Annotated in this window: 12 protein-coding genes and 3 pseudogenes; 11 read left to right on the plus strand and 4 right to left on the minus strand. The window is 67.7% G+C overall.

The annotated features are described in order from the left end of the window. Positions 1-18 precede the first annotated feature (18 nt). Both rhaS and JW613_RS30495 read left to right on the plus strand, forming a co-directional pair. On the plus strand, positions 19-1098 hold the full coding sequence (rhaS, locus tag JW613_RS30490; protein ID WP_209214108.1) for a rhamnose ABC transporter substrate-binding protein: 1080 nt from the start codon (positions 19-21) through the stop codon (positions 1096-1098). A gap of 155 nt (positions 1099-1253) precedes the next feature. Continuing rightward, positions 1254-2273: a LacI family DNA-binding transcriptional regulator gene (locus JW613_RS30495; protein ID WP_209214109.1), complete on the plus strand. Its 1020-nt coding sequence runs from the start codon at positions 1254-1256 to the stop codon at positions 2271-2273. A gap of 135 nt (positions 2274-2408) precedes the next feature. Here the strand turns inward: JW613_RS30495 and JW613_RS30500 are convergent, their stop codons facing one another. After that, the gene (locus JW613_RS30500) at positions 2409-3509 is read right to left on the minus strand and encodes an NAD(P)-binding domain-containing protein (RefSeq protein WP_209214110.1); all 1101 of its coding nucleotides are present in this window, start codon (positions 3507-3509) and stop codon (positions 2409-2411) included. A 102-nt stretch (positions 3510-3611) separates the two neighbouring features. On the opposite strand from JW613_RS30500, the gene JW613_RS30505 reads away from it, so the two are divergent. The 3 genes and pseudogenes from JW613_RS30505 to JW613_RS36115 form a co-directional block, all read left to right on the plus strand. Continuing rightward, positions 3612-4037, plus strand: coding sequence for a YjbQ family protein (locus JW613_RS30505; RefSeq protein ID WP_209214111.1), 426 nt, complete (start codon positions 3612-3614; stop codon positions 4035-4037). A 642-nt stretch (positions 4038-4679) separates the two neighbouring features. Beyond that, a pseudogene (locus JW613_RS30510) lies at positions 4680-5988 on the plus strand (PAS domain S-box protein). Between the two features lie 73 nt (positions 5989-6061). Continuing rightward, positions 6062-6232 (plus strand): annotated as a pseudogene (locus JW613_RS36115) (DUF6228 family protein); the annotation flags it as partial. An 81-nt stretch (positions 6233-6313) separates the two neighbouring features. On the opposite strand, the gene JW613_RS30515 reads toward JW613_RS36115, so the two are convergent. Both JW613_RS30515 and JW613_RS30520 read right to left on the minus strand, forming a co-directional pair. Beyond that, positions 6314-6607, minus strand: a complete 294-nt coding sequence (locus tag JW613_RS30515; RefSeq protein ID WP_209214112.1) for a hypothetical protein — start codon at positions 6605-6607, stop codon at positions 6314-6316. A gap of 2 nt (positions 6608-6609) precedes the next feature. Then, positions 6610-12981, minus strand: a complete 6372-nt coding sequence (locus JW613_RS30520) for an RHS repeat domain-containing protein (RefSeq protein ID WP_307866104.1) — start codon at positions 12979-12981, stop codon at positions 6610-6612. 502 nt (positions 12982-13483) lie between these two features. Between JW613_RS30520 and JW613_RS30525 the strand changes: the two genes are divergently transcribed. The 6 genes and pseudogenes from JW613_RS30525 to JW613_RS30550 all read left to right on the plus strand — a co-directional run bounded on the left by JW613_RS30525 (position 13484) and on the right by JW613_RS30550 (position 23359). Continuing rightward, positions 13484-16543 (plus strand): FG-GAP repeat domain-containing protein, encoded by a 3060-nt coding sequence (locus JW613_RS30525; protein WP_209214114.1) that lies wholly within the window; start codon positions 13484-13486, stop codon positions 16541-16543. A 1929-nt stretch (positions 16544-18472) separates the two neighbouring features. After that, positions 18473-18637 carry a hypothetical protein gene (locus tag JW613_RS30530; protein ID WP_209214115.1) on the plus strand — a complete coding sequence of 55 codons (165 nt, stop codon included), beginning with the start codon at positions 18473-18475 and terminating at the stop codon, positions 18635-18637. Positions 18638-19444: 807 nt separating this feature from the next. Beyond that, positions 19445-19801, plus strand: coding sequence for a hypothetical protein (locus JW613_RS30535; protein ID WP_245226550.1), 357 nt, complete (start codon positions 19445-19447; stop codon positions 19799-19801). Positions 19802-19959: 158 nt separating this feature from the next. Next, positions 19960-20241 (plus strand): hypothetical protein, encoded by a 282-nt coding sequence (locus JW613_RS30540; RefSeq protein WP_209214117.1) that lies wholly within the window; start codon positions 19960-19962, stop codon positions 20239-20241. A 182-nt stretch (positions 20242-20423) separates the two neighbouring features. After that, positions 20424-21607, plus strand: a pseudogene (locus JW613_RS30545) (IS30 family transposase). A gap of 687 nt (positions 21608-22294) precedes the next feature. Continuing rightward, positions 22295-23359, plus strand: coding sequence for a PP2C family protein-serine/threonine phosphatase (locus JW613_RS30550; protein WP_245226562.1), 1065 nt, complete (start codon positions 22295-22297; stop codon positions 23357-23359). 225 nt (positions 23360-23584) lie between these two features. On the opposite strand, the gene JW613_RS30555 is transcribed toward JW613_RS30550, so the two are convergent. After that, positions 23585-24754 carry a serine hydrolase domain-containing protein gene (locus JW613_RS30555; protein ID WP_209214119.1) on the minus strand — a complete coding sequence of 390 codons (1170 nt, stop codon included), beginning with the start codon at positions 24752-24754 and terminating at the stop codon, positions 23585-23587. Positions 24755-25080: the final 326 nt, after the last annotated feature.

Consider the following 25080-nt stretch of genomic DNA (forward strand, 5'->3'; position numbering starts at 1 on the left):
CCTCCGAAAGGCAACGCCATGCGACCGCACCACCGCTCACGTGTCCTCGCCGTCACAGCGGCGGCCTGCGCTCTGTCCGTCACCCTCGCGGGCTGCTCGGGCACCACCAAGAGTGACGCCGAGGACGACGCGAAGGACACGGCGAAGAACGCCAAGGCCGACCCCGACGCGCCGCTGAAGAAGGGCCTCGAACTCGCCTTCCTGCCCAAGCAGATCAACAACCCCTACATGACGGTCGTCGACAAGGGCGGCATCAAGGCGGCCAAGGAGTTCGGCGGCAAGGGCAAGGAGGTCGGGCCCTCCGACGCGAAGGCGTCCTCGCAGGTCAGCTATATCAACACCCTCACCCAGCAGCGCCAGGACGCCATCCTGCTCGCCGCCAACGACCCCAACGCGGTGTGCGGGCCCCTCAAGGCTGCCATGAAGCAGGACGTCAAGATCGTCACGTACGACTCGGACGCGGGCAAGGACTGCCGCCATCTGTTCATCAACCAGGCCGCCTCCGAGGACATCGGCCGCGGCCTGGTCAAGGACATGGCGAAACAGCTCGACTACAAGGGCGACATCGCGATCCTCTCGGCGACCCAGAACGCCACCAACCAGAACACGTGGATCAAAATCATGAAGGACGAGCTCAAAAAGCCGAAGTACAAGGGCATGAAGCTCGTCAAGACCGCCTACGGCGACGACGTCGACCAGAAGTCCTTCCAGGAGACCCAGGGACTTCTCAAGGCCTATCCGGATCTCAAGGGCATCATCTCGCCCACCACTGTCGGCCTGGCGGCGGCGGCCCGCTACGTCAGCGGCTCCAAGTACAAGGGCAAGGTCACGCTCGGCGGGCTGGGCACCCCCAACCAGATGCGCAAGTACATCAAGGACGGCACCATCGAGCAGTTCTCCCTGTGGGACGCCTCCAAGCTCGGCTATCTGGGCGCCTACGCCGCCGCGGCCCTTGCCTCCGGACAGATCACCGGCAAGGAAGGCGAGAAGTTCAAGGCGGGGAAGCTCGGGGAGTACACGGTCGGCAAGGACGGGGAAGTCGTCCTCGGCCCGCCCACGGTCTTCACCAGCAAGAACATCGACGACTTCGACTTCTGAGACACTTTCGGCCTCTGACAGACTTGACTCGTACGACGTCTCCCACGACCGGGGCGTCGACTTCGCGGCGGTCGGCCGGGCGGGGCCGGCAGGGAGGGGCTGAGCACGGTGCGGCGGAAGCGGCACGGCAGACCGGCAAGCACCGGGGCACCCAGGTGAGCCGGACGGTCGGAATCAAGGAGGTCGCCCGTGCGGCCGGGGTTTCCGTCGGCACAGTCTCCAACGTCATCAACCGGCCCGCCATGGTGGCCGAGGAGACCCGCCTTCGCGTGCAGTCAGCCATCGAACGGCTCGGCTATGTGCGCAGCGAGGCCGCCCGCCATCTGCGGGCGGGACGCAGCCGCATCATCGCCCTGCTGGTCCTCGACATGGCCAACCCGTTCTTCGTGGACGTCGCCGCCGGAGCGGAACGGGCGGCGCGTGCCGCGGGGCTGGGCGTCATGCTGTGCAACAGTGCGCAGAGCCCCAGCGAGGAGGCCGACTACCTCGCCCTCTTCGCCGAGCAGCGCGTCCGAGGCGTACTGATCACCCCTACGGAGACGACAGGGGGCAATCTCACGGCCTTCCAGCGGCACGGCATCCCCTTCGTCTCCGTCGACCGCGTGGTGCCCAGCGCGGAAGGCTGCTCGGTCTCCGTCGACGACGTCGAAGGCGCCGGGCTGGCCGCACGCCATCTGCTCGACAGCGGCCACAGCGACATCGCCTACGTCAGCGGACCGATGCAGCTGAGCCAGTGCCGCGACCGGCACACCGGAGCCACCCGCGCCCTGCGTGACTTCGGCACCGGCGCCCGGCTCCGGCACATCGAGGGCGCCCGGATGGACGTGGCAGCCGGGCGCGACGCGGGCGCCCGGCTGCTGGGCATGTCACCGCGCCCCACTGCCGTCTTCTGCGCCAACGACCTGATGGCACTCGGCGTGCTGCAGGCGCTCTACGGCGCCGGTGTCGCCGTCCCCGAGGAGGTGGCTCTGGTGGGCTACGACGACATCGAGTTCGCCGCCGCGGCAGCCGTCCCCCTCACCTCCGTACGGCAGCCCGCCTACCGGATGGGCCGGGCGGCGGCCGACCTGCTCATCGAGGAGACCGGCGAGGAAGCGGACCGCCACCAGCACCAGCGCATCGTGCTCCAGCCGGAGCTGGTCGTGCGGGCCTCCACACTGCCGCCCCGCGGCTGACCGGGGTGGCCGCGCATCGGCGTACCGCAGCTCGGCCGGCGGGCAGGGCGAAGGGGCGGACGAGGAACGGAGCGACCACCGACGGCACGCCGCCGGTCAGCCGCTCGAAGGCGCAGTGGCGCCGCCGTGCCGGGGCTACCCGGCGGAGGCGGACCCCGCCGACTCCTGCCTCTGCGCCGCCGCCAGAAGCGCCCGTACGTCCCGTACTGCGGAGCGCCCCGCCCGGTTGGCGCCGATCGTGCTGGCAGAGGGCCCGTAGCCGACCAGGTGGACGCGCGGGTCGCGAGTCACCCGCGTGCCCTCCAGCCGGATTCCGCCGCCCGCCTCACGCAGCCGCAGCGGCGCCAGATGATCGATGACGGGGCGGAAACCGGTGGCCCACAAAACCGTGTCCGCCGGTGCCCGACTGCCGTCGGCCCACTCGACGCCGTCCTCGGTGAGCCGTGCGAACATCGGGTGCCGCTCCAGCACACCGCTCTCCCGCGCACGACGCACCTGCTCGGTCATCGGCAGTCCGGTCACCGACACCACGCTGCGCGGCGGCAGGCCCTCCCGTACCCGCTCCTCCACCAGCGCCACGGCGGCCCGTCCCTCCTCCTCACCGAAGGAACCGGTGCGGAAGAGTGGCGGCCTCCGCGTCACCCACAAGGTCTCGGTCGCGACCTCGGCGATCTCCATCAGATGCTGCACCGCCGAGGTCCCGCCCCCTACGACGACCACCCGCTTGCCCACGAAGGCGTCCGCCCGGGGGCCCGGGTACTGCGCCGTGTGCAGCTGCCGGCCCCGGAAGACCTCCTGGCCGGGTATCCGGGGCCAGAACGGCCGGTCCCAGGTGCCGGTCGCGTTGATCACGGCCTGTGCCGCCCAGTCCCCTTCCGAGGTCCGCACGAGCAGCCGCCCGCCCCAGCCCGCGTCACGTACCTCCCGCACATCCACAGGACGCCGCACGCGCAGATCGAAAGCGCGCTCGTAGGCGGCGAAGTACTCCCCGATCACCTTCGACGACGGACGCTCGGGGTCGGCGCCGGTCAGCTCCATGCCGGGCAACGCGTGCATACCGTGCACCCGGCCGTAGGTCAGCGTCGGCCACCGGAACTGCCACGCACCACCGGGCGCCGGCGCATGATCCAGCACGACGAAGTCCACGCCCGGCTCGAACCCGGATCGCCGCAGGTGATACGCGCTGGAGAGCCCCGCCTGCCCGGCACCCACGACCACGACCGCCACGTTGTCCATGGTGGTGGGAACCAGCCGGGGCTCCGAAACCTTCCCGGTGCCCAGGACGCCCGGCCGGCGCTCGGTCGGCGTTTTGTCGGTCCCCTTTGAGAAGATCGAGCCATGGCTGAGAGCTTCACGACACGCGAGATCGACGTCAGGACCGGCTCCCGGGAGACGGTCCACGACCTGACCCGGGAGTGCGCCTCCTTCCTGCGGGATGTCGCCGCCGGCCGGGACGGGCTGCTGAACGTCTTCGCGCCGCACGCCACCATGGGGGTGGCGCTTCTGGAGACCGGTGCGGGCAGCGACGATGACCTGCTGTCCGCCCTCCGCGATCTCCTCCCGCCGGACGACCGCTGGCGGCACAAGCACGGCAGCCCCGGCCACGGCCGCGACCACGTACTCCCCGCCCTCGTACCCCCGCACGCCACCCTCCCCGTGGTCGGCGGAGAGCTGGCCCTGGGCACCTGGCAGTCGGTGTGTCTGGTGGACACCAACGGGGACAATCCCAGCCGTCAGGTGCGGCTGAGTTTCCTGGGTCAGTGAGCTGTTTTGGGTGGACTGTAGAGGGGAAGTCCGGCCCCACCAACTGAGCAGCGCTTGGTTGCCGGGAGCAGACCAGGAAGCGGTCAACGCCGCCCCCGAAACTCTGCTGGTTTACTACGCCGGCCACGGCCTGATCGAGCCGAGGACCGGGAAATTGCACCTTGCCACCGAGACGACGGACCCCACGTCCGTTCACACACTGCCAGGCCCTATGACTGGATCCGTTGGTCGGTCGAGAAAAGCCGAGCCCTGCGCCGGATCGTCGTACTGGATTGCTGCTACAGCGCCCGGGCCTTCGGAGTGCAGTCCTCCACGGCGGCCTTGGAGGTCGACGGTACGTGTTTGCTGGCCGCAGCAGCCGAGACGGCGGTGGCGCTTTCTCCGCCGGGTGAGCCGCTCACAGCTTTCACCGGCGAGTGGCTCACCCTGATGCGGGACGGGATACCCGGTGAGGGGGAGTACCTTGACCTCGACACGATCTTCAGACGGCTGCGCACCCGTCCGATGACGAACAACAGCCCCGAACCGCACCGACTGTGCCGCAATCAACTGGGGCACATTCCCTTCCTCCGTAACGCCGCCTACACCCCACCGCCGGTAGCACCGTACCCAGGCCATGTGCGGCACCCACACGCGGATCGGATGGAACGCTCAGTAGCCGCGATCTACACGGCTCGCAGCCTGGCCGCTACTCTTCAGACCATCGCCGACGGCATAGTCTCCGGCCTGGGATACGGGCTGGCCGCAGTGAACCTCGTACGCACCGACGGTGATTTGGTTGTCGCCGCTGTGGCCGGCAGCCCCGACGCCGAAGCGTTGATCGCGGGCAGAGTGGGAAGCCGGGCATCGTGGGAACGCCGACTGCTGATGGGCGAGGACTGGCATGGCCTGCGTTTCATCCCCACACCGAGGGACGGATTCTTACCGATGATGACGTGCCTCAGTGGCACACCGAAGGTCCCGCGCCGGACGAGGAGGATGGCTGGCATCCTGAGGACCGGCTTTACGCACCGATTCACGCACTGGGTGGGTAACTGTCCGGGGTGATCACCGTGGATCACCCCGCCGACGGCTGCAGGCCGGACGGTGACAGTCGGGCGTCCCTGCGAACGTACGCATTCCATTCCGCTATCGCCCTCGGGAACGCGCGGCTGCGATCGAACATGCAGGGGCCCTCGTACGGCTGGAACGCGAACAGCAGACGTTGCGCGCGAGTGAGGAGTCGTTCCGGCAGTCCTTCGAGTGCGCGCCGTCCGGCATGGCCATCGCTGAAATGGGCGGCGACCTGCACGGGCGACTGCTCCGGGTCAACGACGCTCTGTGCCAACTCCTGGGACGCTCCGCTTCCGCGTTGCGCCGCTACTCCTTCTCCGACCTTGTCCATCCCGAGGACGTTGAAGTCCTGTTGCGGAATTCCGCTGAGGGAGGCCAGGTCGATGTACGCCTGGCTCACCGAGACGGCACCTATGTCTGGGTGTCTCTGCAGAACTCCGTCGTTGCCAACGCGGCGGATGGGCCCCGGTTCATCCTTACCCACCTGCAAGACATATCGGTCTCGCGGTGGTGCGCTTCGGCCTCGACGGCTTCAAGGCTTTACAACGCGCGCCATGGGCGAGCCGCTGGCGACACCGCTCTCCGAGAGACCGCGAACAAACTGCTCACTGAACTGCGCTCGTGGGATTGTGAGGGCGAACTCGGCCGAATCCAGGGCGATGAGCTCGTTCTGCTCGCGCCCGATGTGGATGCTCGCGAGGCAGAGGTAATGGAGGCTCGCCTGCACGCGGCCTGCCGGAGGCCGTTTCCGAACCGCTCCGCGTTCGACCGTCGGGCACTGAGCGTCACAGGCGTAGTGTGCTGGGCAACCTGCGGGCACTCAGCGAAGCAAGTGCTTCAGGGGTCTGGTGAACTGCTGCATGATCGGAAGCTAAAGCGAGCTTCCGGCGGCCGGTAGATCACATCGGCATGCCAGACCAGCCTGCTGGCTTGACTGTTGTCCCAACGGAGCTTAGTGGAACTGGCACTCCCTTTGCTGGGACCTGACTCTCTCAGCGGAGCATCACTCTGGCGGCCACGTCCTGCTGATCTGGGGAATCCGTGAGCGGGCATCCCCCGAGGACTGGCACTTCGAGCTCCCTGTGGTGCAACGCGGCAAAGGAAAGGCATTTTCCACCTCACCTTCGAAATCCCCACGTTAATTTCGGGCGACGCGGAGTGGCTGGATGAGATCCCGATACCGAACCTCGCCACATGAGACGACGCCTGAACAGGATGCCGCGTCAGATCAGCCCCATCATCTCCGCACCTTCGACGGAGAAGCCAATCGTCCCAAAAATGAGAGCCACACTTCCTGCAACACGCATGCCGCGCGGCCCTATGCCACCGAAAATTCCGCTGAGCAGCTTCTCGGAACGAAGGTATACGAAGTCTGTGAGTCCGCGGACGTTGAATGTAATCAGAAAACCGGCCACTGCCAGGCAGAACGGGAAGATGAACATGTAAAGCGAGGTGGATGATTGTTGCATTTTCCCGCTCTTCGAGGTTGATGATTGGCTGTTCTCCTGAGACTCCACGCCTACCAGGAGTTTACCGTGAAGAGGCGCTTCACTCTAGTCTCATTTCCTCCGAAGGAGCCTTCGACTCCGACGCCTGTGCCCCCTCCCAACGTAACGGAGGATACATCTTCCCCTCGGCTGTTTTGCACTCTACTCCCTCGGGGGCCTACCGCCTCTGAGTAGCTGAATGAGGCGGCTGGCCCGAGCCCTCCTGACACATCGTAGCCTGCGCCTCCCCCAGCAATTTGCGAGATGTCGTCTGCGTTGCTCGACATCAGCCCCAGGGTTCCGGAGGCCCCGACTGAGGGGGATTCGCGGCCACTGCTCCAGGTCAAGGCGTAGTCGGTCTTTCCATCCGGTCTAGACGTGTTGGTAATGCAAGCACTACCACTCCATCCGAGCCCAAAACCCACCGATACGTTCGCGCAAATACCTGTGGTGTCTCCTGCCATGTATGTGTCCACGACCCGCTTGAGTCCGGTGTGTCTGTATATTCCCTTCCAGAATCCTTCGTTCTTCTGGTTCTTCTTTGCCCGCGCTTTGGCGGCTTTGCGTGCGGCGGCGAGTTTTGCTGCTCTGTTGGCGGCTGCCTGTTGTGCGATGACCTTGGGGTAGGAATACCTTAGGTAGGTACGGTAGGTCTTCCAGTTGCGTGCTTCCAGTTCGCGGTATTTCTTGGTGGCGCGGCCTCGTTTGTTGAGGTAGCCGAGGTGCTGGAGGTGGTGTTTCATGACCTTGGCGTTGCCGTAGCCCTTCTTGGTGACATCGTCCCAGAGCATCTCGCCGGACGGGTCGGAGAAGGTGGACGGGTTGTTGCCGCCGTACTGGTAGGGGTTGTGCTGGCGCTGGTCGTCGGCGGCCAGGAAGGGGTCTACGGACAGGAACCGGCCCAGGCCGGGGTCGTACTCACGCGCGCCCAGGTGGGTGGTGCCGGTGGGGTCCTGGGTACCGTCGACGAAGCCGCGGGTGCCGGGCCAGGCGGTGCCGCCGGAGGCAGCGCCGTTGCGGGGGCCGCCGAAGGGGAGCTGTTTGCGGCGGGTGACGATCTGGCTGGAGCCGAAGGCGACGGCGATCAGGGCGGTGCCCTGCTGATCGGGGAAGAGGTAGTGGATGCCCTGGCCGGTGGCGCGAGTGGCGACGGTGCGGTTGTTAAAGGTGTAGTAACGGGTGCCAGTCACCTTGCCGTCGGCGGTGGTGGTCAGTTCGTTACCCTCCGGCAGGTAGAGCGTGGCGGAGCCGTCGGAGTTGTGAGAGAAGAGGCGGTCTCCGTCGGGGGTGTAGAGGTAGCTGGTGGTGGTGTCTCCTTCTTCGACCGTTTCGAGGTGGCCTTCGGCGTCCCAGGCAAGTTTCTGGCCGTGGGTCCCCCCGGTGCGTGAGGTGGTGTTGCCAGCTTGGTCGAAGTCAAAGGTCTCGGTGCCATCATCGTCTGCGGTGGGGGCGCCGGTTGTGGTGACCGAGCGGAGGATGTTGGCGCGGGGTTCGCCGGGAGTTCCGTAGGTGTAGGTGCGGACCTCGTCGGGCTCGCTGTCGCTTGACTCTGTGCCGAGGCTGTGGCGCACCTCGCGGGTGCGGTTGCCAGCCTTGTCGTAGCTGAAGGACTGCCAGTACGGGTCGGAGCCACCGATGTTCTGCTTGTCCGGTGCGGTGGCGCAGGACTGGTCCGGGTCGGCGGTGGTCCAGGCGGCGGTGAGGCGCTGGAGGGGGTCGGTGGCGAAGCACTGGACGTCGTGGGTGGCAGCCTCGTCCTGGCTTGCGGTGGCGGCGATGCGTGTGGTGTTGCCCGCCTGGTCGTAGCTGTAGCGGGTGTCCTCGATCCGCAGGGCCACCTGTCCGTCGATGGTGTCGCGGGTCAGCCGGCCCGTGTGTTCGTCCCAGTCGCGGGTTTCGTAGAGTTTCCGCCCGTTGAGCCCGTGCTCGGTGCGGACCGGATGAGCCAGAGGGTCGTAGGTGGTGTTGTTGACCAAGGGGACACCGCCGGCGGAGAGCGAGGTGGGCAGCCCGTCGGCGGAGAAGCCGGTGGCCATCCGTTCCGAGGGCAGGCCGCCGGCTGCCGGCTGGTCGAAGCCGGTCGGGGTACCGGTCTCGATGTCGTAGAAGTACCGCCAGGAGTAGCTGCCCGCCAGGGCTCCTTCGCCACCGGGAATGGTGACGGTGGTGCCGGTGGGTTGGTAGCGGTCGGTGTAGCCGGTGACAGTGGTGGTGTAGGCGTCGCCGTCGACGTAGCGGGTCGAGGAGTCCGGTTGGCCCTTGGCTTCCTTGTCGTAGCTCCAGGCCGCGCGGGTGGTGTCGCCCTGCTTCAGCGCGGTCTTGCGGCCCAGGACGTCATAGGTCGCGGTCAGGGTGTTGCCGCGGGCGTCGGTGGTCTTGACCGGCTGGTCGAGCCGGTCGTAGGTGACGGTGCCTTTGCCCTTGTCTGGGTCGTCGGCGCTGGTCTGCCGACCGCGGGCGTCGTAGGTCCACTGCCAGGTGTTGCCGGCGGCATCCGTAAAGCGGGTGGGCTTGCCGTGGATGCCGTACCTGGTGGTGGCCTTCACCGATTCGGTGCGGTCGGCGTTGGTGTAGGAGAGGCGCTCGGTCACCCGGTCCTGGATGTCGGTGACCTCAGTGGTGGCGGTGCCGCCCTTCGGGGGGATGACGGTGGTGCGCTCGCCGTCGTACCGGGTGGTGGTGCGGCGGGTCTCGTCCCCGTACTTCTGGTGGATCTCGGCCGTGGTGCGGCCGGCGCCGTCGTGGCGGGTGATGACGGACGCGGGGATCTTGGCGTCGTCGGCGGTTACCAGGGTGGCCTCCGGTTCGCCCTCTGCGTAGTAAGGGCTGTAGGTCTTCCACTCCTGGCCGAGCGTGTCGTACATCGTTTCGGTCACCACCCGGCCTGTACTGCTGCGGGCGGCCGGCTTCTGGGTCTCCCGTTCCCGGAGGAGACCGTCGTAGAAGGTGTACGAGGTGCCGTAGGTGCCGTCCTTGCGCAGTTGTTTGGCGCTGACGACGACGGGCTTGTCCTTGCTGACGCGGTAGGCGAACTCGGCCGAGGGCTTGGTGGTGTGGTCGGCCTTGGGCCAGCCCGGGGCCCACACACGGGTCGTGCGGCCCAGAGAGTCGTACTCGACGTCGGTGCGCTTGCCGTTGGCGTCGACGACTGCTGTCGTGTTGTCGCGCCGCTGGTCGAGGTAGGTGGTCTTGGTGTGGCCCAGCGGGTTGGTCTCGACCGTCTTGCGCGCGGCTTCGCCGGTTGCCGGGGTGTAGGCCGTGGTCGTCTTGTTGTCCTTGGCGTCGGTGGCGGACAGTTCCCGGCCGTATCGGTCATAGGTCGCGGTCTTCGTGGTGATGTAGCCGGTGCCCTCGCCGTCGTTTTCGTCGGTGCGGGTCACATCGCCCTTGGTCGGTGTGGCATCCAGCGTATCGGCGCCGTCGTAGTAGCTGCGCTGGGTCGATATCAGATCGGCCGGGAGGTCGGCTTCGGCGTCGCACTCGGTGGCCACCGTCTTCTCCTCCGCCACCAGGCCGAGGATGTTCTTGTCCGGGTTTCGTGCGTACGTGGTGGTGGTGCACTTCTCGTCGCCGTCCACCGTTGTGTCGCCGGTCTCGGACTCACGGATGACCATCCCGTACGAGTCGAAGCTGCGGGTGGTCTCGCCCCGGCGGGCTTTCCCGCTGCTCAGCGGCTCCCGGGTGGCCTCCTTCCGTACGCCCGTGTGCCGGGCCTCCAGCGCCGGCAGCCCGGAGCGGTCCGCGCTGGCCGTTGGGGCTGAGCGCCAGGGGGTATAGGAGGTGGCCTCCGTCAGCTTGCCCTCCACACCGTTGAAGGTGGCTTCCTCGCGGGTCATCCCCGCGAACTCGGGCCGGTCGGTGACCTCTACGCCTTCCGAGTCGGCGACCTTGGCGCCGTCGATACCCCGGAAGTAGCGCGCCTCGGTGCGGGTGGGGGTGTCGTCCGTGGTGCCGGTGACCGTGCGCACGCGTGGGTAGCCGCGCCGGTCGCTGTAGGTGCGGTACTTGGCTTTGGTGAACTCGTCCTCGTCCTTCGCCCAGGCCATACCGCCCACGTAGGTGTAGGCGGTTTGTTTGGCCGGGGCGCCAGCGGTGTTGTCGGTCTCGATCACCTGATCGACGACATAGGCGTGGAACCAGTCCTGGTAGGGCTCCCAGTCCGCGGCCGGTGCATCCGGTGGCGACCAGATGACCGGGTAACAGCGCTTGCTGTTCGACGCCGGGTCGGGGAGGGAGCCGGGCTTGCACTCGGGGCCGGAGTAGGTGACTCCAACGGTGCCGCCGGTCTCGGTGTCGATGGCGTGCACCCGGTAGCGGTTGTAAGGCGGGATCGGGTCGATGGCGCCCTCGACCCGGTTGGGGAGCTGCTGGCCGCGGAAGGTGACGGCCGGCATGGTGACCGCTTCACTGCCGGTGTGCCCCGTACGCGTGATCGACTTCAGCCACAGCGGTGGCGCCGTACCATCCCCCGTCGACGGGAAGGACTGGGCCAGCTTCCAGCTGTCGACCTTCTTGTAGGCGCCCTCCACCAGCGCGGAGGCTGTGATGCCGGTCAGCCGCTTACGGGACCAGAAGGACGGTGTGGCCTTCCCCGCGCAGTCATCGCCCTTCTTGCAGTACCGGTCGAAGGGCACATCCGGCCACTTGGTGGCGTTGGACTTGGTGAACTTGTCGGCCGCGCAGTCGAACGAGTCAGTCTTCAAGCAGCGCTCGGAGACGGTGAAGTCCACCTTTGCCGCGGCGTTGGCGCTGTAGACGGAGCTGGAGCGCAGCCCGTACTCGGCGCGCTTGAGATATCCGCCGCGAACGTAACTGGTCGGGGTGCCCTTGCCGGTGGAGTCATCCACGTTGCGGGCGTAGTAGTTGCTCTCCTTGGCCCAGTAGTAGGCCATGGCGTCCGCGTGCGGGTCGACGACGTAGTCCAGGTTCCAGTGCCAGCCCTGCCGGCACCAGGAGTCCTTGAACGCGGAGGCATGGCACGGCTCGCCGGAGTGGTTGCCGAACACGGGGGTGGTGAAGACGGAGTCGGTCTCCTGCTTACCGTCCGACCAGCCCGGCAGCCGGTTGTAGCCGAAGTAGTAGCGCACGCCGTCCGGTGTCGTCACGCGCCAGTACTCGCCGTTGTCATCGCCGTTGTGCCGCTCGGGGGAGGCCAGTTGCGCGATCCGGGTGCCGTCGTCGTCCTTCTTGCGCCACTCACTGCCCGGCCCATCCCCCTTGAGCTTGACCAGCTCGGTGGAGGAACCGCCCAGCGACAGCGTGGCGTTGTCCTTCTTCCAGCACTGGTCGCCCACCTTCGAGGACGGGTTGTTGCCGTCCTTCTTGTCCTCCTCACAGGAAACGTAGCGGCGCTCGATGAAGCCTGGAGACAGAGACCAGCCGTCACCCGCCCAGTTGGCCTGATTGTTCGTGGCCGCGGTACGGCCGTCGACCGACTGCGAGGAGTACTCCAGCGACAGGTCCGGCTCCAGACCCCCCGGAACCCCCGGGGCCTCCAGGTCGTAGCTCCAGCCGAAACCGCCGCCCGACTCCCCCGCGGTCCACTTGCCCGACGGCGCCAGCTTCGTCGCGGAGAAGTCGCCCGCCGAACCGGAAGTATCCGCGGAGACGGCCAGCAGGACCGTGCCACTTTGCGGAGTCATACGCAGCGACGACGAACCGGACACGCTCTTGGGGGCGGTGGACGCCACTACCGGGTCTGAGATTTTGTCCCCGGCAGCCGCGTCTCCGGCGCCCGCCGCGGGGACCTGCACCGTCGCGGACAGCGTGGAGTCGTCCGAATTGTTGACAGCCTTGAGGACCTGCCCGGGTGCGCAACCGCGCGCCGTGGGGGTGGTCAACGCACAGGCCGGCACCCGGCGCAGGTCCAGCCGGGACGCCCAGCCACCGCCATAGAGATCACGGAAACCGGAGTAGTCCAGCTCCAGGCCGACCTCACGCTTCCCGGCCTTGCGCGCACCAGCCCTACGGCCGCTCTCGGAGCTGTCCTTGTCGTCCTGCCGAGAGACGAAGCCGCGCACCGCGAGCAGTGGCCCGTCGATGCCGGCTGCCTGGGCCGTCGAGCGTGGCAGCACCTGCACCTGGACGCGATCAGCCGCTCCTTTGCCGCGCTTGCTGTCCTTCGACGGACGGGTGAGCTTGACGGGCAGCGAACCGGCCTTCAGTCGACGGGGCTTCGAGCCGGTGGACGGAGTAACTCCTTCCGTCGTACCCGGGCGCGGCCACGTACTGCGGTGCGGCTTCCAGAGGTGCTTGGTGGTCTCGTCGGGTTTCGCAGGCTCCTTGCCTTTCACCTGTCGAGTCGGCACCGGGTCCATGTCCTGGGGCGTGCGCAGCTCCAGCGACGCGGCAGCCGCGACCGGTCCCCCGAGCAGCCCGGCGCCGAGCGCTGCTGCAAGACCCACGCACACGCTGCGGATCCGGCGTCTGCCACGACCGTGCCTCATCCCGCCCCACCCCTTCACAAGCCCCCCGCACGCCTTCACAAGCACAAAACAGAGGAGACCGTAGACACGGGGAATTCTTTGTTTCCAGAGGCAAGTACCGGGCTTTACTTACTCGTTATACGGCGGAAAACGGAAGGCACACCTCCGCAAGATCGAATGTCGACGCGCGTCCCGTATGTCCGCTTACGCGTGTCTGGGGCTTGCGCTGACCGTGTTTGAAGTGCATGAACGCCGGGCAGCGCTCCGCGGGGGCTCACCGCGCTTTGGGGGTCGGGGGATCAGTGATCCTTGATTTCGCGTCGAATCTCTTGGTGTGGCCGGTTCTCCATGGCCCGACGGGCATACCCGGTTCACGTGAAGGCATGGAAAAGGAACAGTGATGAGAGAAAGTCGCAGGCGCCGCCGTAGATGCTTCAGTAGGCGCTCCGGCGGCCTGGGCACGGCGCTGGCCGTCACCCTGTTGGCGTCGCTACTGGGCGCCTCCCCGGCAGCCGCGGCGTCGGCGTCCGGCTCCGCTGCGCCGGGCGGGAAGGCGTCGGGCCCCCGGCATACGCCGGAGGAGACTCGGGCCCTCGCCCAGGCGGCAAACAGTGGCGAGCCGGTCGAGCTGCGTTCGAAGCGCACCGAGTACACCAAGGTGTTCGCCAATCCCGAAGGCGACTTCACCCAGGACACCTACGCCCTCCCGCAGTCGGTCCAGCGTGACGGTGCCCTGGTGGACATCGACACGGGGCTGGAGAAGAATAAGGACGGCACCTACTCCCCGGCAGCCACCGAGACCAGCATGAGATTCTCGGGCGGCGGCGACGGCCCGCTGGCAACCGTGCTCCGGGACGGCCGTTCCCTGTCGCTCACCTGGCCTGACGGCGCGCTGCCCACACCCCAGGTGAACGGCGACTCCGTCACCTACCCGGAAGTTCTCAAGGGCGTCGATCTCACCCTGCGGGCCCACAACACCGGCTTCGGCCAGCTGCTGAAGGTCAAGAACAAGGAAGCCGCACAGAACCCCGAGCTGCAAAAGATCGACTTCAAGCTCGCAGCCCAAGGACTGAAGGTGGACGCCGATCAGCACGGCAACCTGCGCGCCCACAACCCGGCCGGCCAGGAGGTCTTCACCGCTCCCACTCCGCGCATGTGGGACAGCAGCACCGACATCACCGACGCAACCCCCACCCTTGCCCGCAGCGCGGGACCGACCACCCGGAGCGACGGCACTGCCGAGAGCCAAGCCGTCTCGGACGAGGAGTCGCAGCCCCAGCCCGGAGCGCGCGACGCCACCATGGACGTGGCCGTTGACGGGGACACCCTCTTTCTGACCCCGGACGCCGATGTACTGGCCGGCCCGGAGACGACGTACCCCGTCTACCTCGACCCGAGCGTCTCCGGCTCACGCTACTCGTGGACCATCGCCTACAAGAAGTACCCCAACTCCTCTTACTACAACGGCTCCGGCTTCAACGGCGGCACCACCACCGCCCGGGCCGGATACGAGAACTACACCAACGGGCTGGGCCGCTCCTACTTCCGTATGAACACCAAGAACCTGTGGAGCACCGACAAAATCGTCTCCAAGTCCATCTTTCGTATCAAGAACACCTGGTCCTGGTCCTGTTCGAAGCGGAAGATCGAGCTGTGGCGCACCGCCCCCATCGGACCCGGCACGACCTGGAACAAGCAGCCCACCAAGCGCGAGACGCTCGATACCGTCACCGACGCCAAAGGCTGGGGCAGCGACTGCCCCGCAGGAAACCTCGCCTTCGACACGACCAAGGCGGCCAAGGACGCGGCGGCCAAGCACTGGAACACCATCACGCTCGGCCTGAAAGCCACCAACGAGTCGTCCGTCTACGGGTGGAAGAAGTTCGCCGCCAAATCCGCCGTGCTGTCCACCACCTACAACACCCGACCCAACACCCCCTCCGGACTGGACACCTCCCCCGTCAGCACCCGCAACAGCGACGGATGCGGCGACACAGATCCCCACGGCGCCATCGGCAACACCGACTTCTCCCTGGGTGCCAAGGTCAAAGACCGCGACGGCGGCACAGTCAAAGCAATCTTCCACCTGTGGCCCACCGGCCACCGCTACGAGGACGACGGCGGTCTGATCATCGACAAAACGGTCTCCGTACCATCCGGAACCGTCGCCCGCGCCAAGGTCACCCGGGCCGACCTGAAGCCCTACCTGGACGTCGCGAACGGCAACTTCTCCTGGAAGGTCCGTGCCTACGACGGCAAGGCATACTCCGCCTGGAACACAGCCAAGGGCGACCCGGGCTGCCGCTTCGTCTTCGACCCCGACCGTCCCAGCACCCCACCCGGCGTCAGCTCCCCGCACTTCCCGGACGGAGACGACGGGTGGCCCGCCGCCACCGGCGAGGTGCGCTCCGAAGGGTCTTTCACCTTCTCGGCGGGCGGCGTGGACGACGTGACCGCCTACGAGCACTGGACCGACTCCAAGCCCGACCCCGTCAAGGTGGACGCCCCCTCGACCGGAGCCGACGCCACCGCCAAGCTCACCCCCACCTGGGCCGGCCCGCAGCACCTGTACGTGCGCAGCATCGACAAGGCAGGCAACCGCTCCGACACCCGCACCTACCTCTTCTACGCCAACAGCCTGGCCAAGCCCGACAAACCAGGTGACATCAACGGCGACGGCAACGCCGACCTGTGGGGCATCGACAAGGGCGGCACGCTCCACCGCTGGCAAGGCCAAGGTGACGGCACCGTCGAAGACCACGCACGCGCCGCCTCCGACACCACGTGGAGCGATGCGCAGATCACCCACCGCGGCGACTGGACCGGCGACGGCTACGAGGATCTCATCGCCGTCCGCCCCGACGGCCCCGACGGCGAGCACCGGCTGTGGGCGCACCCCAACAACGGCTTCGGCTTCGCCTGCACCGCCTGCCGCACCGGCGACTACCAGCGCAGCGAACTGACCGTCCAGGACCCGGCCAACAACCACTGGAAAGACGGTGCCAAACAGATCCTCGCCATCGGCGACATGGACGGCGCCCTCGACCTGGACGGCGACGGTGAACCCGACACCGACAGCAACCCCGACCTCGTCGTCAACGACGGCACCAACATCTGGCTGTACTACGGCAGCGGCGACGGCTACCTCGATACGGTGCGAGAGCCCGTGCTCATCGGAGACACCGGAGCAGACAGCGTCACCCTCGCCGCCCCCGGCGACTTCAACGGCGACGGCCGTGTCGACCTCCTGGTCAGAAACGAGACCTCTGGCGGCAACCTCTACATCTACGACGGCGGCCAGCCCGACGGCATCGGCATCGGAAACCCCGAGCACCGCACCCGCATCGGCTGGAACTGGGGAACAGACACCGTGCCCGAATTCACCGCCGCACCCGACGCCGACAACAACGGCAAGCTCGACCTCTGGGCCACCACACCCGGCAACGGCCAACTGCGCCTCTTCGCCAACCACACCGCAGACGGCCCGGAGAAAATCACCACCGTCTCCACCGCCTTCACCGGATACCGCTCACTGGGCTGACCACTTCCGCAGAACCCACTGAGACCGGAGCAATTACGGCACATCGCCAGCCATCTCTCCGGGTTCCGGAATGCGCCACGGACCGGCCGGGGCGGCCCGGAGAAGGGCCGCCCCGGCCGGACCAGGCGGTTTGAGCCTAGCGGCACAACGTGTGCTCCCACGGCGATGCGAGGGCGAGAGTCGCAGGGGCACCGAGGAAACACATCATCATCGGTGCCCCAGGACACCAGGAGATCCATGACCATGAGGGGGCAGGGAGCCGTGACCGAACCAGCTTCCGCCATCGCGTTCGGCGGGACCGAATCGGCGCTGAGACCATATCGACGGCGAGCGTGGGGGTGGCTCGGGCTGGGAGCCTGTGTGGTGGGGCTGGCGGTCGGGCCGGTCGCTGATGCCGCCGAAGGTCGACTGGGCTTCCAAGGTGGCCATGTGGGCGCTCGGTGGCGGGTTCGTCCTCCTGGCGATCGGCGCGGGGAGTGTCTTCCTGGCCCGCCGGATGCGAGGAGCGCTGTCGGCCGGGCCGTGGGTTGCCTGCGCCACCATGGGCATACCTCCTGGTCTCTGGTCGCCATGTCTGGTGGTACGGGATCCGGTCTCCGGTGAACTGCCGGCGCTGACGGCGGTTGCCGTGCGGCAGCGCTACCAGCTGGCCGCCCCCGGGCCTGCCGGAGGCTGTGGTGGTGCGGTGACCCGGGTCGAGGCGGAGCGACCGCGCAGCCGGACGGCGAGACGCTGGTATGGGTACAGCCGACCCGAACACGACGCAGACGGACGGGGGACACGCGGGTCGCGGAAGCCTCCGGTCTGCTGCGGCGGCCCGCCGACGCAGCCGCAGCCCTCGCGCATCGAGGTGTTGGATGCGCGCCCCCGTACCGAGCCGCCCCGCAGGCGACGGCCGGTCTTCCGATGGATCGCGCTGCTCGGTGCGGTGCTGGTAGGCCTCGGGATCGCCGGGTCCTTGCGGCGGACCGGGCCCCGAGATAGACCTGACCGTGCTCACCGAAGACCAGCAGGGGAACTGCACCGTAACCTGGAAAGACCCCGACAGCGGCAGAGTGCGCAAGGGCCCCTTCAAGTGCCGCCCGGACCGGGACCCGGATCTGAGCGACTGGGAGACCGGCTGGGTCGTGTCGTACGGACCGTGGAAGGGCGACCTCTACAACGCGGACTGGGAGGGGCACGCCCGCGAACACGGTCAACGATTACGTCCTGCTGGCAGGTTTGCTGGTCTTCGGCGGCTCGGCGCTCGGGGGAGGTGTCAAGACTGTCCGGCGCCTATTCGACCGGCGCGCCGCCCGGCGCCTGGCGGTGCAAGCCGCCACCGTTGCCGAGACGACGACGGTGCGACAGCCCGGTGTCTCGCTGGTCAAAACGCCCGGCGAAGAGGCCCTTGCCGAGGCGGTCTGTCCTACGCCGCCGTGTGTGAGGCTGCGCAGCGCACGGCCATATCCGGGACGGAGACCAGTGGCCGCAGGCGCGAGGGCGATGTGCGCACCGCTGAGTGGTCGCGGGTGCGGACCCTCTGGCGCACGTCGCAGCTCACCGGTGTCTTTCTGGGAGCGGGCGGCGCCGTGGCGGCACTGCTGTGGTGGCGCTTGGACGGTGGCGACAACGCTGACCCTCACCGGGCGCAACGGTACTTCGGACTGAACTCCCTCGCCCGCCGCAGCCGTGACAGACACATTTCGCCGCCTCCACAAGGCATCTTCGCGCGAGCGGCGAGCCCAGCAGGTCCCGTACGCCGCAAACCGACTGGCCTCGCACTACCTGCGCTCGAGGAGAGACATCCCTCCAGGCAGTGCTTCTGCTGACGCTCACTCTTCCCCTGCAGACAGAGCGGTCCGTCGAGGTTCAAACGCCTTCCGTAGCCGCTGTACACGCCGATTCCGATGAACAGTACGGAGACCACCCCATGCGACGGGTAGCCTCGTGATCGGCTCTGCTCTTCCGGTTGCACCGAGCGCCGACGAGATCGCCCACCTGCTGAAGTCCGTGGACGAGAAGCCACTACTGCTCGCTGAGCGGGCCGAGGTGCCAGTGGACACGGCTCTCGCAGGTACGACGATGGTGGTGACCAGGCGCTACGACCCCTGATCGGGCGCCTGGCAGGACGCGCGGAGCCAGGGAGACGAACCGGCCATGACCGCTTGCTGAACACCCCGCTGGTGCTCCAGCCACCGTGGTCATCCCGGAGGGGATGACCACCGCATCAGGCTGGTGCCTGTAGCAGTCCGGATAGGCTGGGGGTTGTCCTAACGGAGGTCGGTGGATACCAACGGGGACAATCCTAGCCGTCAGGTGCGGCTGAGCCCGGCTGACGGCTGACCAAGATCCTTCTGGGTGTGGCCGCCATATCTCCGTACTCTTCCTGGCCCGATACGAGAAGCAGTGCGCGGTATGGACATGGATGTGGTCGAACGGCCCTGGTACGGGTGTGGGAAGTGCCTGGTCGGGGTCGCGGCGGCTGTCCCGCATGAAGGCGGCCACAACCTCCCCGGAGCGGCAGCGGGCGGACGTGTTGTCAGCCGCTGCGGCGACCGGCCGGGCCACATCATCGGCTGGGCCGACGACTGGGAGGTCTCCGGTGCCACCGATCCGGTGACCAGGCCGCAACTGGGACCCTGGCTACGGGGTGAGATGGGTTCCTACGACTGCGCGGCCGGTGGTAGTTGGAGCGGCTGTCCAGACGTCGATCGCGGCCCGTGCGGTCGGCCTCGTTGCTGAACTCGCGGGTGTACAGAAGCTTTTTGGTCAGGATCCGCTGGCACCGCTCTACTTTCCGTGGCCGGGGGGGGCTTCTGGTGCCGAGTTCGGCGTCAGATGGTGCGGGCGAAGTCGCCGGAGCGGTAGCAGGCGCCCTTGTCGGTGACGATGCGATGTAGCTGGATGATGCCGTGCCCGGTGAACCAGACCTTCGAGGGGGAGATCGAACTTCCGTCGGAGGACGAGGAGGAGCTGAACGATCTCGCCCAGGACTACGAGGAGAAGGCAAAGGCGGCGACGGAGGCGGAACACGCACTCCGCCTCAAGCTGCTGGAGATCGGATCGACCGTCAAAGGCGCCGAGCGGACAGCGGGCGCTCCCGCGCGAGCTGCGTCCGCGAGTGGGCCGAGCCCACCGGACGCGAAGTCGACAAGCGAGGCGCCTTCCCCGGGCACATCGAAGAGGTGTACGCCAAGGCCGAGCAGGCCGGCGAACTCCAGGAGGACGAGAAGGTCCCCACAGATCTGCGTTGACCGGCGTCCGCCGTACTGCTGACGGGCTGCCTCAGAAGATCACAGTTCGGTCACGGGTGCGACGGCCCGTGAACTCGCTGGGCAGTACCGGCATCTCACTCCGGCGTAACGGAGAGAAGGGGGCCTCCTCGGCCCCCGTTCAGTAACAGGTGCGTGTTCCGCGCCATTGAGGAGACTTGCGTGCGCAGAAAGTTCACGAAGGCGGCAGTTGTTCTGGCCGGAGTTGCGGCCTTCGCCGGTCTCGGCACCACCGCGGCCACGGCCGCGACGGCGGTGTCGCAGGTGACCGCCTCGTCCGTGACGACGCAGGCGGCCAACGACAACTACGACACCTACAAGGTCGGCACCCTTGAGATGTGCAAGAAGATCGGTGCGGCCATCTCCGGACCGGGCAAGGAGTACGCCGGCTACTCCTGCTGGCTGGACGAGAACGACGAGTGGTGGATCGACCTGAAGAGGTGACCGGCGCAGCGGCCGGGCAGCCACGTCGTCACGTAGCTAGGCGGCCGTGCGAGAGAGGAAGGGGCCTGTCCGACGTCCTTCGTCGGTAGGCCATGACTGAGCGCCACTGAATGACCGAACGATGCGCCCCGCCCTGACCTTGGTTTCTAGTGGTCGTCGCAACGCCCCAGTTCAAGGGTGCGATGGACGTTCGAAGCGGAAGGGAACGGAAGCGTCGAGGGCAGGCTCCTTGATCCACGAGCGGGAGGAATGCTTTCGGCTTGTGGATCAAGGAACCAGCTTTGCGGGGGCCGGCCGGACCGTCGGCATCAACCTCCGCACGGGCAAGCGCTGGCGAAACAGCCGTCATTCCTCCGGGGGGCGGAAGGCGGTACCACCGGGTCAATACGGTGGTACCGCCTTCCGGCCCGTCCCGGTACCGGTGCGAGGCCGACCGCATGCACATGGCCGACCGGCGGCGGGACAAGGCCACGATCCGCGCCATCGCGGCAGAACTGGACCGCAGTCCGTCCACGGTCAGCCGCGAGATCCGCCGCAACCGGCACCCGGACAACGGCCAGTACCGTCCCTATGCCGCCCAGGCTCGGGCGGATACCCGCCAGCCCCGGCCCAGGCCCGAGCAGAGCGGACGCACCCCTGTCCTGCGGGACTTCATCCAGCACCGCGTGGACCTACGGTGGAGCCCCGAGCAGATCTGTCAGGCTCTGCGGGCGGACTTCCGTGAGCGGCCGGAGATGCACGTGGTCCACGAGGCGGCCTACCAGGCCCGCTATGTCCAGGCCCGCTATGTCCAGGGGCGCGGCGAACTCCGCCGCGAACTGGCCCGCGCCCTGCGCACCGGACGCACCCGTCGCAAACCACACCGTCAGGCCCAGCAGCGCCAAACCCGTTTGTCCACCCGATGGTCGTGATCAGCGAGCGCCCCGCCGAGGCTGAGACCGGGCGGTCGCCGGCCACGAAGAAGGCGATCTGATCATCGGCCAGGACGGCGGCTCAATGATAGGCACGCTGGCCGAGCGCGCCACCCGCTACGTGATGCTGGTCCACCTCCCGAACGGCCGCGCCGCGGAACACATGCGCGACGCCCTGACGGAAACCGTCCAGGGCCTGCCTGCCCACCTGACCCGCTCACTCACCTGGGATCAGGACATCGAGAGGGCCGCCCACGGCTCCTTCACCGTCGCCACCCACATCCCGGTCTACTTCTGCGACCCCATCGGCCCCTGGCAGCGCGGCTCGAACGAGGACACCAATGGCCTGCTGCGCCAGTACTTCCCCAAGGGCACACCTCTCGGCCCATACCCGCGAGCACCTGGACGCCGTCGCCGCCGAACTCAACGGCCGACCACGCAAGACGCTCCGATGATGCACCCGTGAAGTGTCGTGGAGGAGGGGCTCCAGACGGTGGCCCGGGGGCGCGGGGGCTGATGCTGCGCGGCGCGTGGTGAGGCAGGACGAGGTGGCGCGGATGCGTTCCTTGGTTGAGGCAAGGGACTACGACGGTGTCGCCCGGCTGGTGCGGGCGAGGTGCTGCCCATCACGCACGATCCGGGGTATATGTCGTTGAGATCATGCGCCGTGCCACGGAGGGCGATGGATGGCCGCCTGTCGCCTGAACAGACGTATCGCAGGACCAGGCAGTTTGGCCGGCCCTTGGTTTGTGCGGAGGCGGCTGTGGTCAAGCGTGACGGCTGTCCGGGTGATCAGGGTTGTGCGATGACTGAACTGCGTCGTCTTCCTCCTCCGGGGGGCCTTTTTGAGACTCGGGCCATTGAGCGGCTGATGCGCGGGGATCCGGTGCTCATCGGTCGGTTGGTTGCCGGGCTGGGGGCAGGTAGCCCTGCGCCCTTTGGCTCGGTCATTGCTCCGTCTCGCACAGGTGTGTCTTGCATGCATGGACCGGAAGACGCCATCTGACTCGCCCGCCCCAGCGCCTGCTGCACCGTCGGTGTGGGGGCAGGGAGCTGGAGTGGCTGCGGGTTATACAGGGACGGTGCTTTCTGGAGAGCGTGTTCGGGTTGCGGGGCGGCCGTGGCAGCCGCGCCGTGTGTTGCTGGCGCTTCCGCTCGGGCTGATCGCCGTTGTCACGGTGGTGGACATCCTGGCCCCGCCTGACGTGCACCTCGGGCCTTTGCTGGTGGCGGCGCCGGCTGTCACGGCCGCCATCGGCGGGCCCTGGCTCGTGGCATCGGTGGGAGCCGTCGCCTCGGCAGCGCAGCTCACGATCGGAGTAACCCGGCGCGGATGGCTGACCCTCAACCATCAGATGCAGATTCTCGCGCTGCTGGTTGTCACTGCGGTGATCGCTGTGTTTGTCGCCTTGCGTGAGCGGCAGCAGCGGGAGATGACCCAGGTGCGTTCGGTCTCCGAGGCCGTGCAGCGGGTGTTGCTGCGTCCGCTGCCTCCGCGTCTGGGGCCGCTGCGTGTAGCTTCGGTCTATCTGGCGGCCGAAGCCGAAGCGCAGGTCGGCGGTGACCTGTTTGCCGCTGCCCGCACGGAAGGGCGGACCCGGGTGATCATCGGTGATGTGCGGGGGAAGGGGCTCAGCTCGGTCAGTGACGCGGCTCTGCTGCTGGGCGCCTTCCGGGAAGCGGCACACCAGCACGCCGACCTGTCCGCGCTCACCCGGTATCTGGAGCAGAGCGTCAGCCGGGACCTGGTCGAGCTCACCGAGACCGACCGGGGCAGCGAGGAGGACTTCATCACCGCCGCCGTTGTGGAGATCCCCGACGACCAGGCCGTGGTCCGCCTCGTCAACTGCGGTCACCCACCACCCCTGCTGGTGCACGGCCGACAGGTCACGCCACTGATGACCGATCACCCGGAGACCCCACTGGGGCTGGGCGCGTTCGCCGCCTCGGACTACCGGGCCGACACCTTTCCCTTGGAGGGCGACGACGTGCTCCTCCTGTACACGGACGGTGTCATCGAGGCGCGGAACGCGGCGGGAGTCTTCTATCCGCTGGCCGAGCGGCTCACCACCTTGGCCGGTGGCGACGCCGAGACTTTGGTACGGCGGTTGAAGGACGACCTGCTCGCCCACAGCGGTGGCAGCCTGGGCGACGACGCCGCCGTCGTCGCCCTCCAGCGCACCTCAACGGCATCGGACACCCCGTAACACGACGCCGACCAAGGTCCTGCCCGTCGTGGAGGCCGCCACCGCCGCCGACGTCTGCCGTGTCCCGGCATCCTGCCCAGCCTCGGCCTCTGCTCGTACAAGCGTCGCAGCCCCCGCTCCGCGACCGCGAGTTGTTCACGCTCGGGCGTCGACCTCGGCGCGCTCGAAGCGGGAATCCCAACCGTGACACGTCAGCCACCAGCAGTGACCTTTTGCAGACACTGCCTAGGAGAGTGCTGTTTCGATGGCGGCCTGGATGTCGTTGCTCTGGGCGTTCGAGCTGCCCGGACCGAGGTTCACCATGACCGTGGCCTGCCTGCCGTCGACGGTGGCGCCGGCGGCCGTCTCGTAGCCGAGGAAGTCGCCGGTGTGTCCCCAGTAGAGGCCGCCGCCGGGCAGCGGCATGCTCTCCAGGCCGAGGCCGTACGCGCGGCCGTCGGAGCTGCCGGTCGGGCGGGTCGTCATCATCTCCTTGAGCTGGGCCGGGGGCAGCAGCTTGCCGCCCAGCAGCGCGCCCAGGAACCGGTTGACGTCGGCGCCGCTGGAAATGATCCCGCCAGCCGTGCCGCCGACCGTGGGGTTGATCGCGGTGATGTCCAGGAGCGGTGCGTTTGGGCCCGGCCGCACGTAGCCGCGCGCGTGCGGGCCAGGGATCGCCGGGCCGTCACCCGGGAAGGACGTCCCTCGAAGATGCAACGGCTTCACGATGCGCCGCTGCAGCTCCTGGCCGTACGAGCGGCCGGTCACCTTCTCGATGATCATCCCAGCCAGTATGTAACCGGTGTTGGAGTACTTCCAGTCGGTGCCCGGCTTGAACGTCGGCGGGTGGGCGAGCGCCAGCTCAACCAGATCACGGGGGTCGTGGTGGGCCATCGGGTCCTGGACGACATCCTGCGGCTTGAGGTAGGAGAGGAAGTCGGGCAGCCCGCTGGTGTGCTGGAGCATCTGCCGGACAGTGATCTTCCGCCCGTCGTTGCCATGGCCGTGCACGACGCCGGGCAGGTAGCGCTCCACCGGCGCGTCCAGATCAACGTGCCGCTCTCCCACCAGCTGCAGCATCATCGTCGCGGTGAACATCTTGGTCATGCTGCCGATCCGGAACCTGCTGTCGCAGGGCACCGGCGCGCGGCTCTCGATGTCCGCGACCCCACTGGTCAGCACCGTGCTGCGGTGCCGGTCCCGCACCTCGGCCAGCGCTCCGGGCGCGCCGTCGACCGTGGTCAGGCGGTGCAGCAGGGCGCGCAGCCGCGCGTCGTCGGCATGATGCGCGGACTTCCCCACGGCGGATTCCGCGGCGGTTGCCGCGGTGGCAGTGGCCGGTAGCACGCCCCCCACGACACCTATCGCCACGGCCAGTGTGAGAGCGCCGCTCAGCGCGCGCTTGTGCTTGAGCATGTGGTTTTCCTTGATCGTCCAGGCTTGTGGTGTCATTCCACGATGCCCGCACCGGGTGCACCGGAGCGATGGGGCGATCAACCGGATCGGTGGTGGGGCTATCCCCTCCCGCGTGGTGTAGTCAGCCCCCCCCCGTCGCGAGGAAGTGGGCCACCCGCGTCATCCGGGCGTTGATGGCCCTCAACCAGCCCGAGACCGCGCGCCAACCGACGATCTTCACACCAAACATGTCCCCACCAGCAGCACGAGCACGGTCTCACCCACCCACGCCAGACGCGTGACCCTGCCCTTTCAGGATGAACACTGCCCAAGGGTCAGATGCCCTC

The organism is Streptomyces smyrnaeus (assembly GCF_017676345.1).
Classification (GTDB): domain Bacteria; phylum Actinomycetota; class Actinomycetes; order Streptomycetales; family Streptomycetaceae; genus Streptomyces; species Streptomyces smyrnaeus.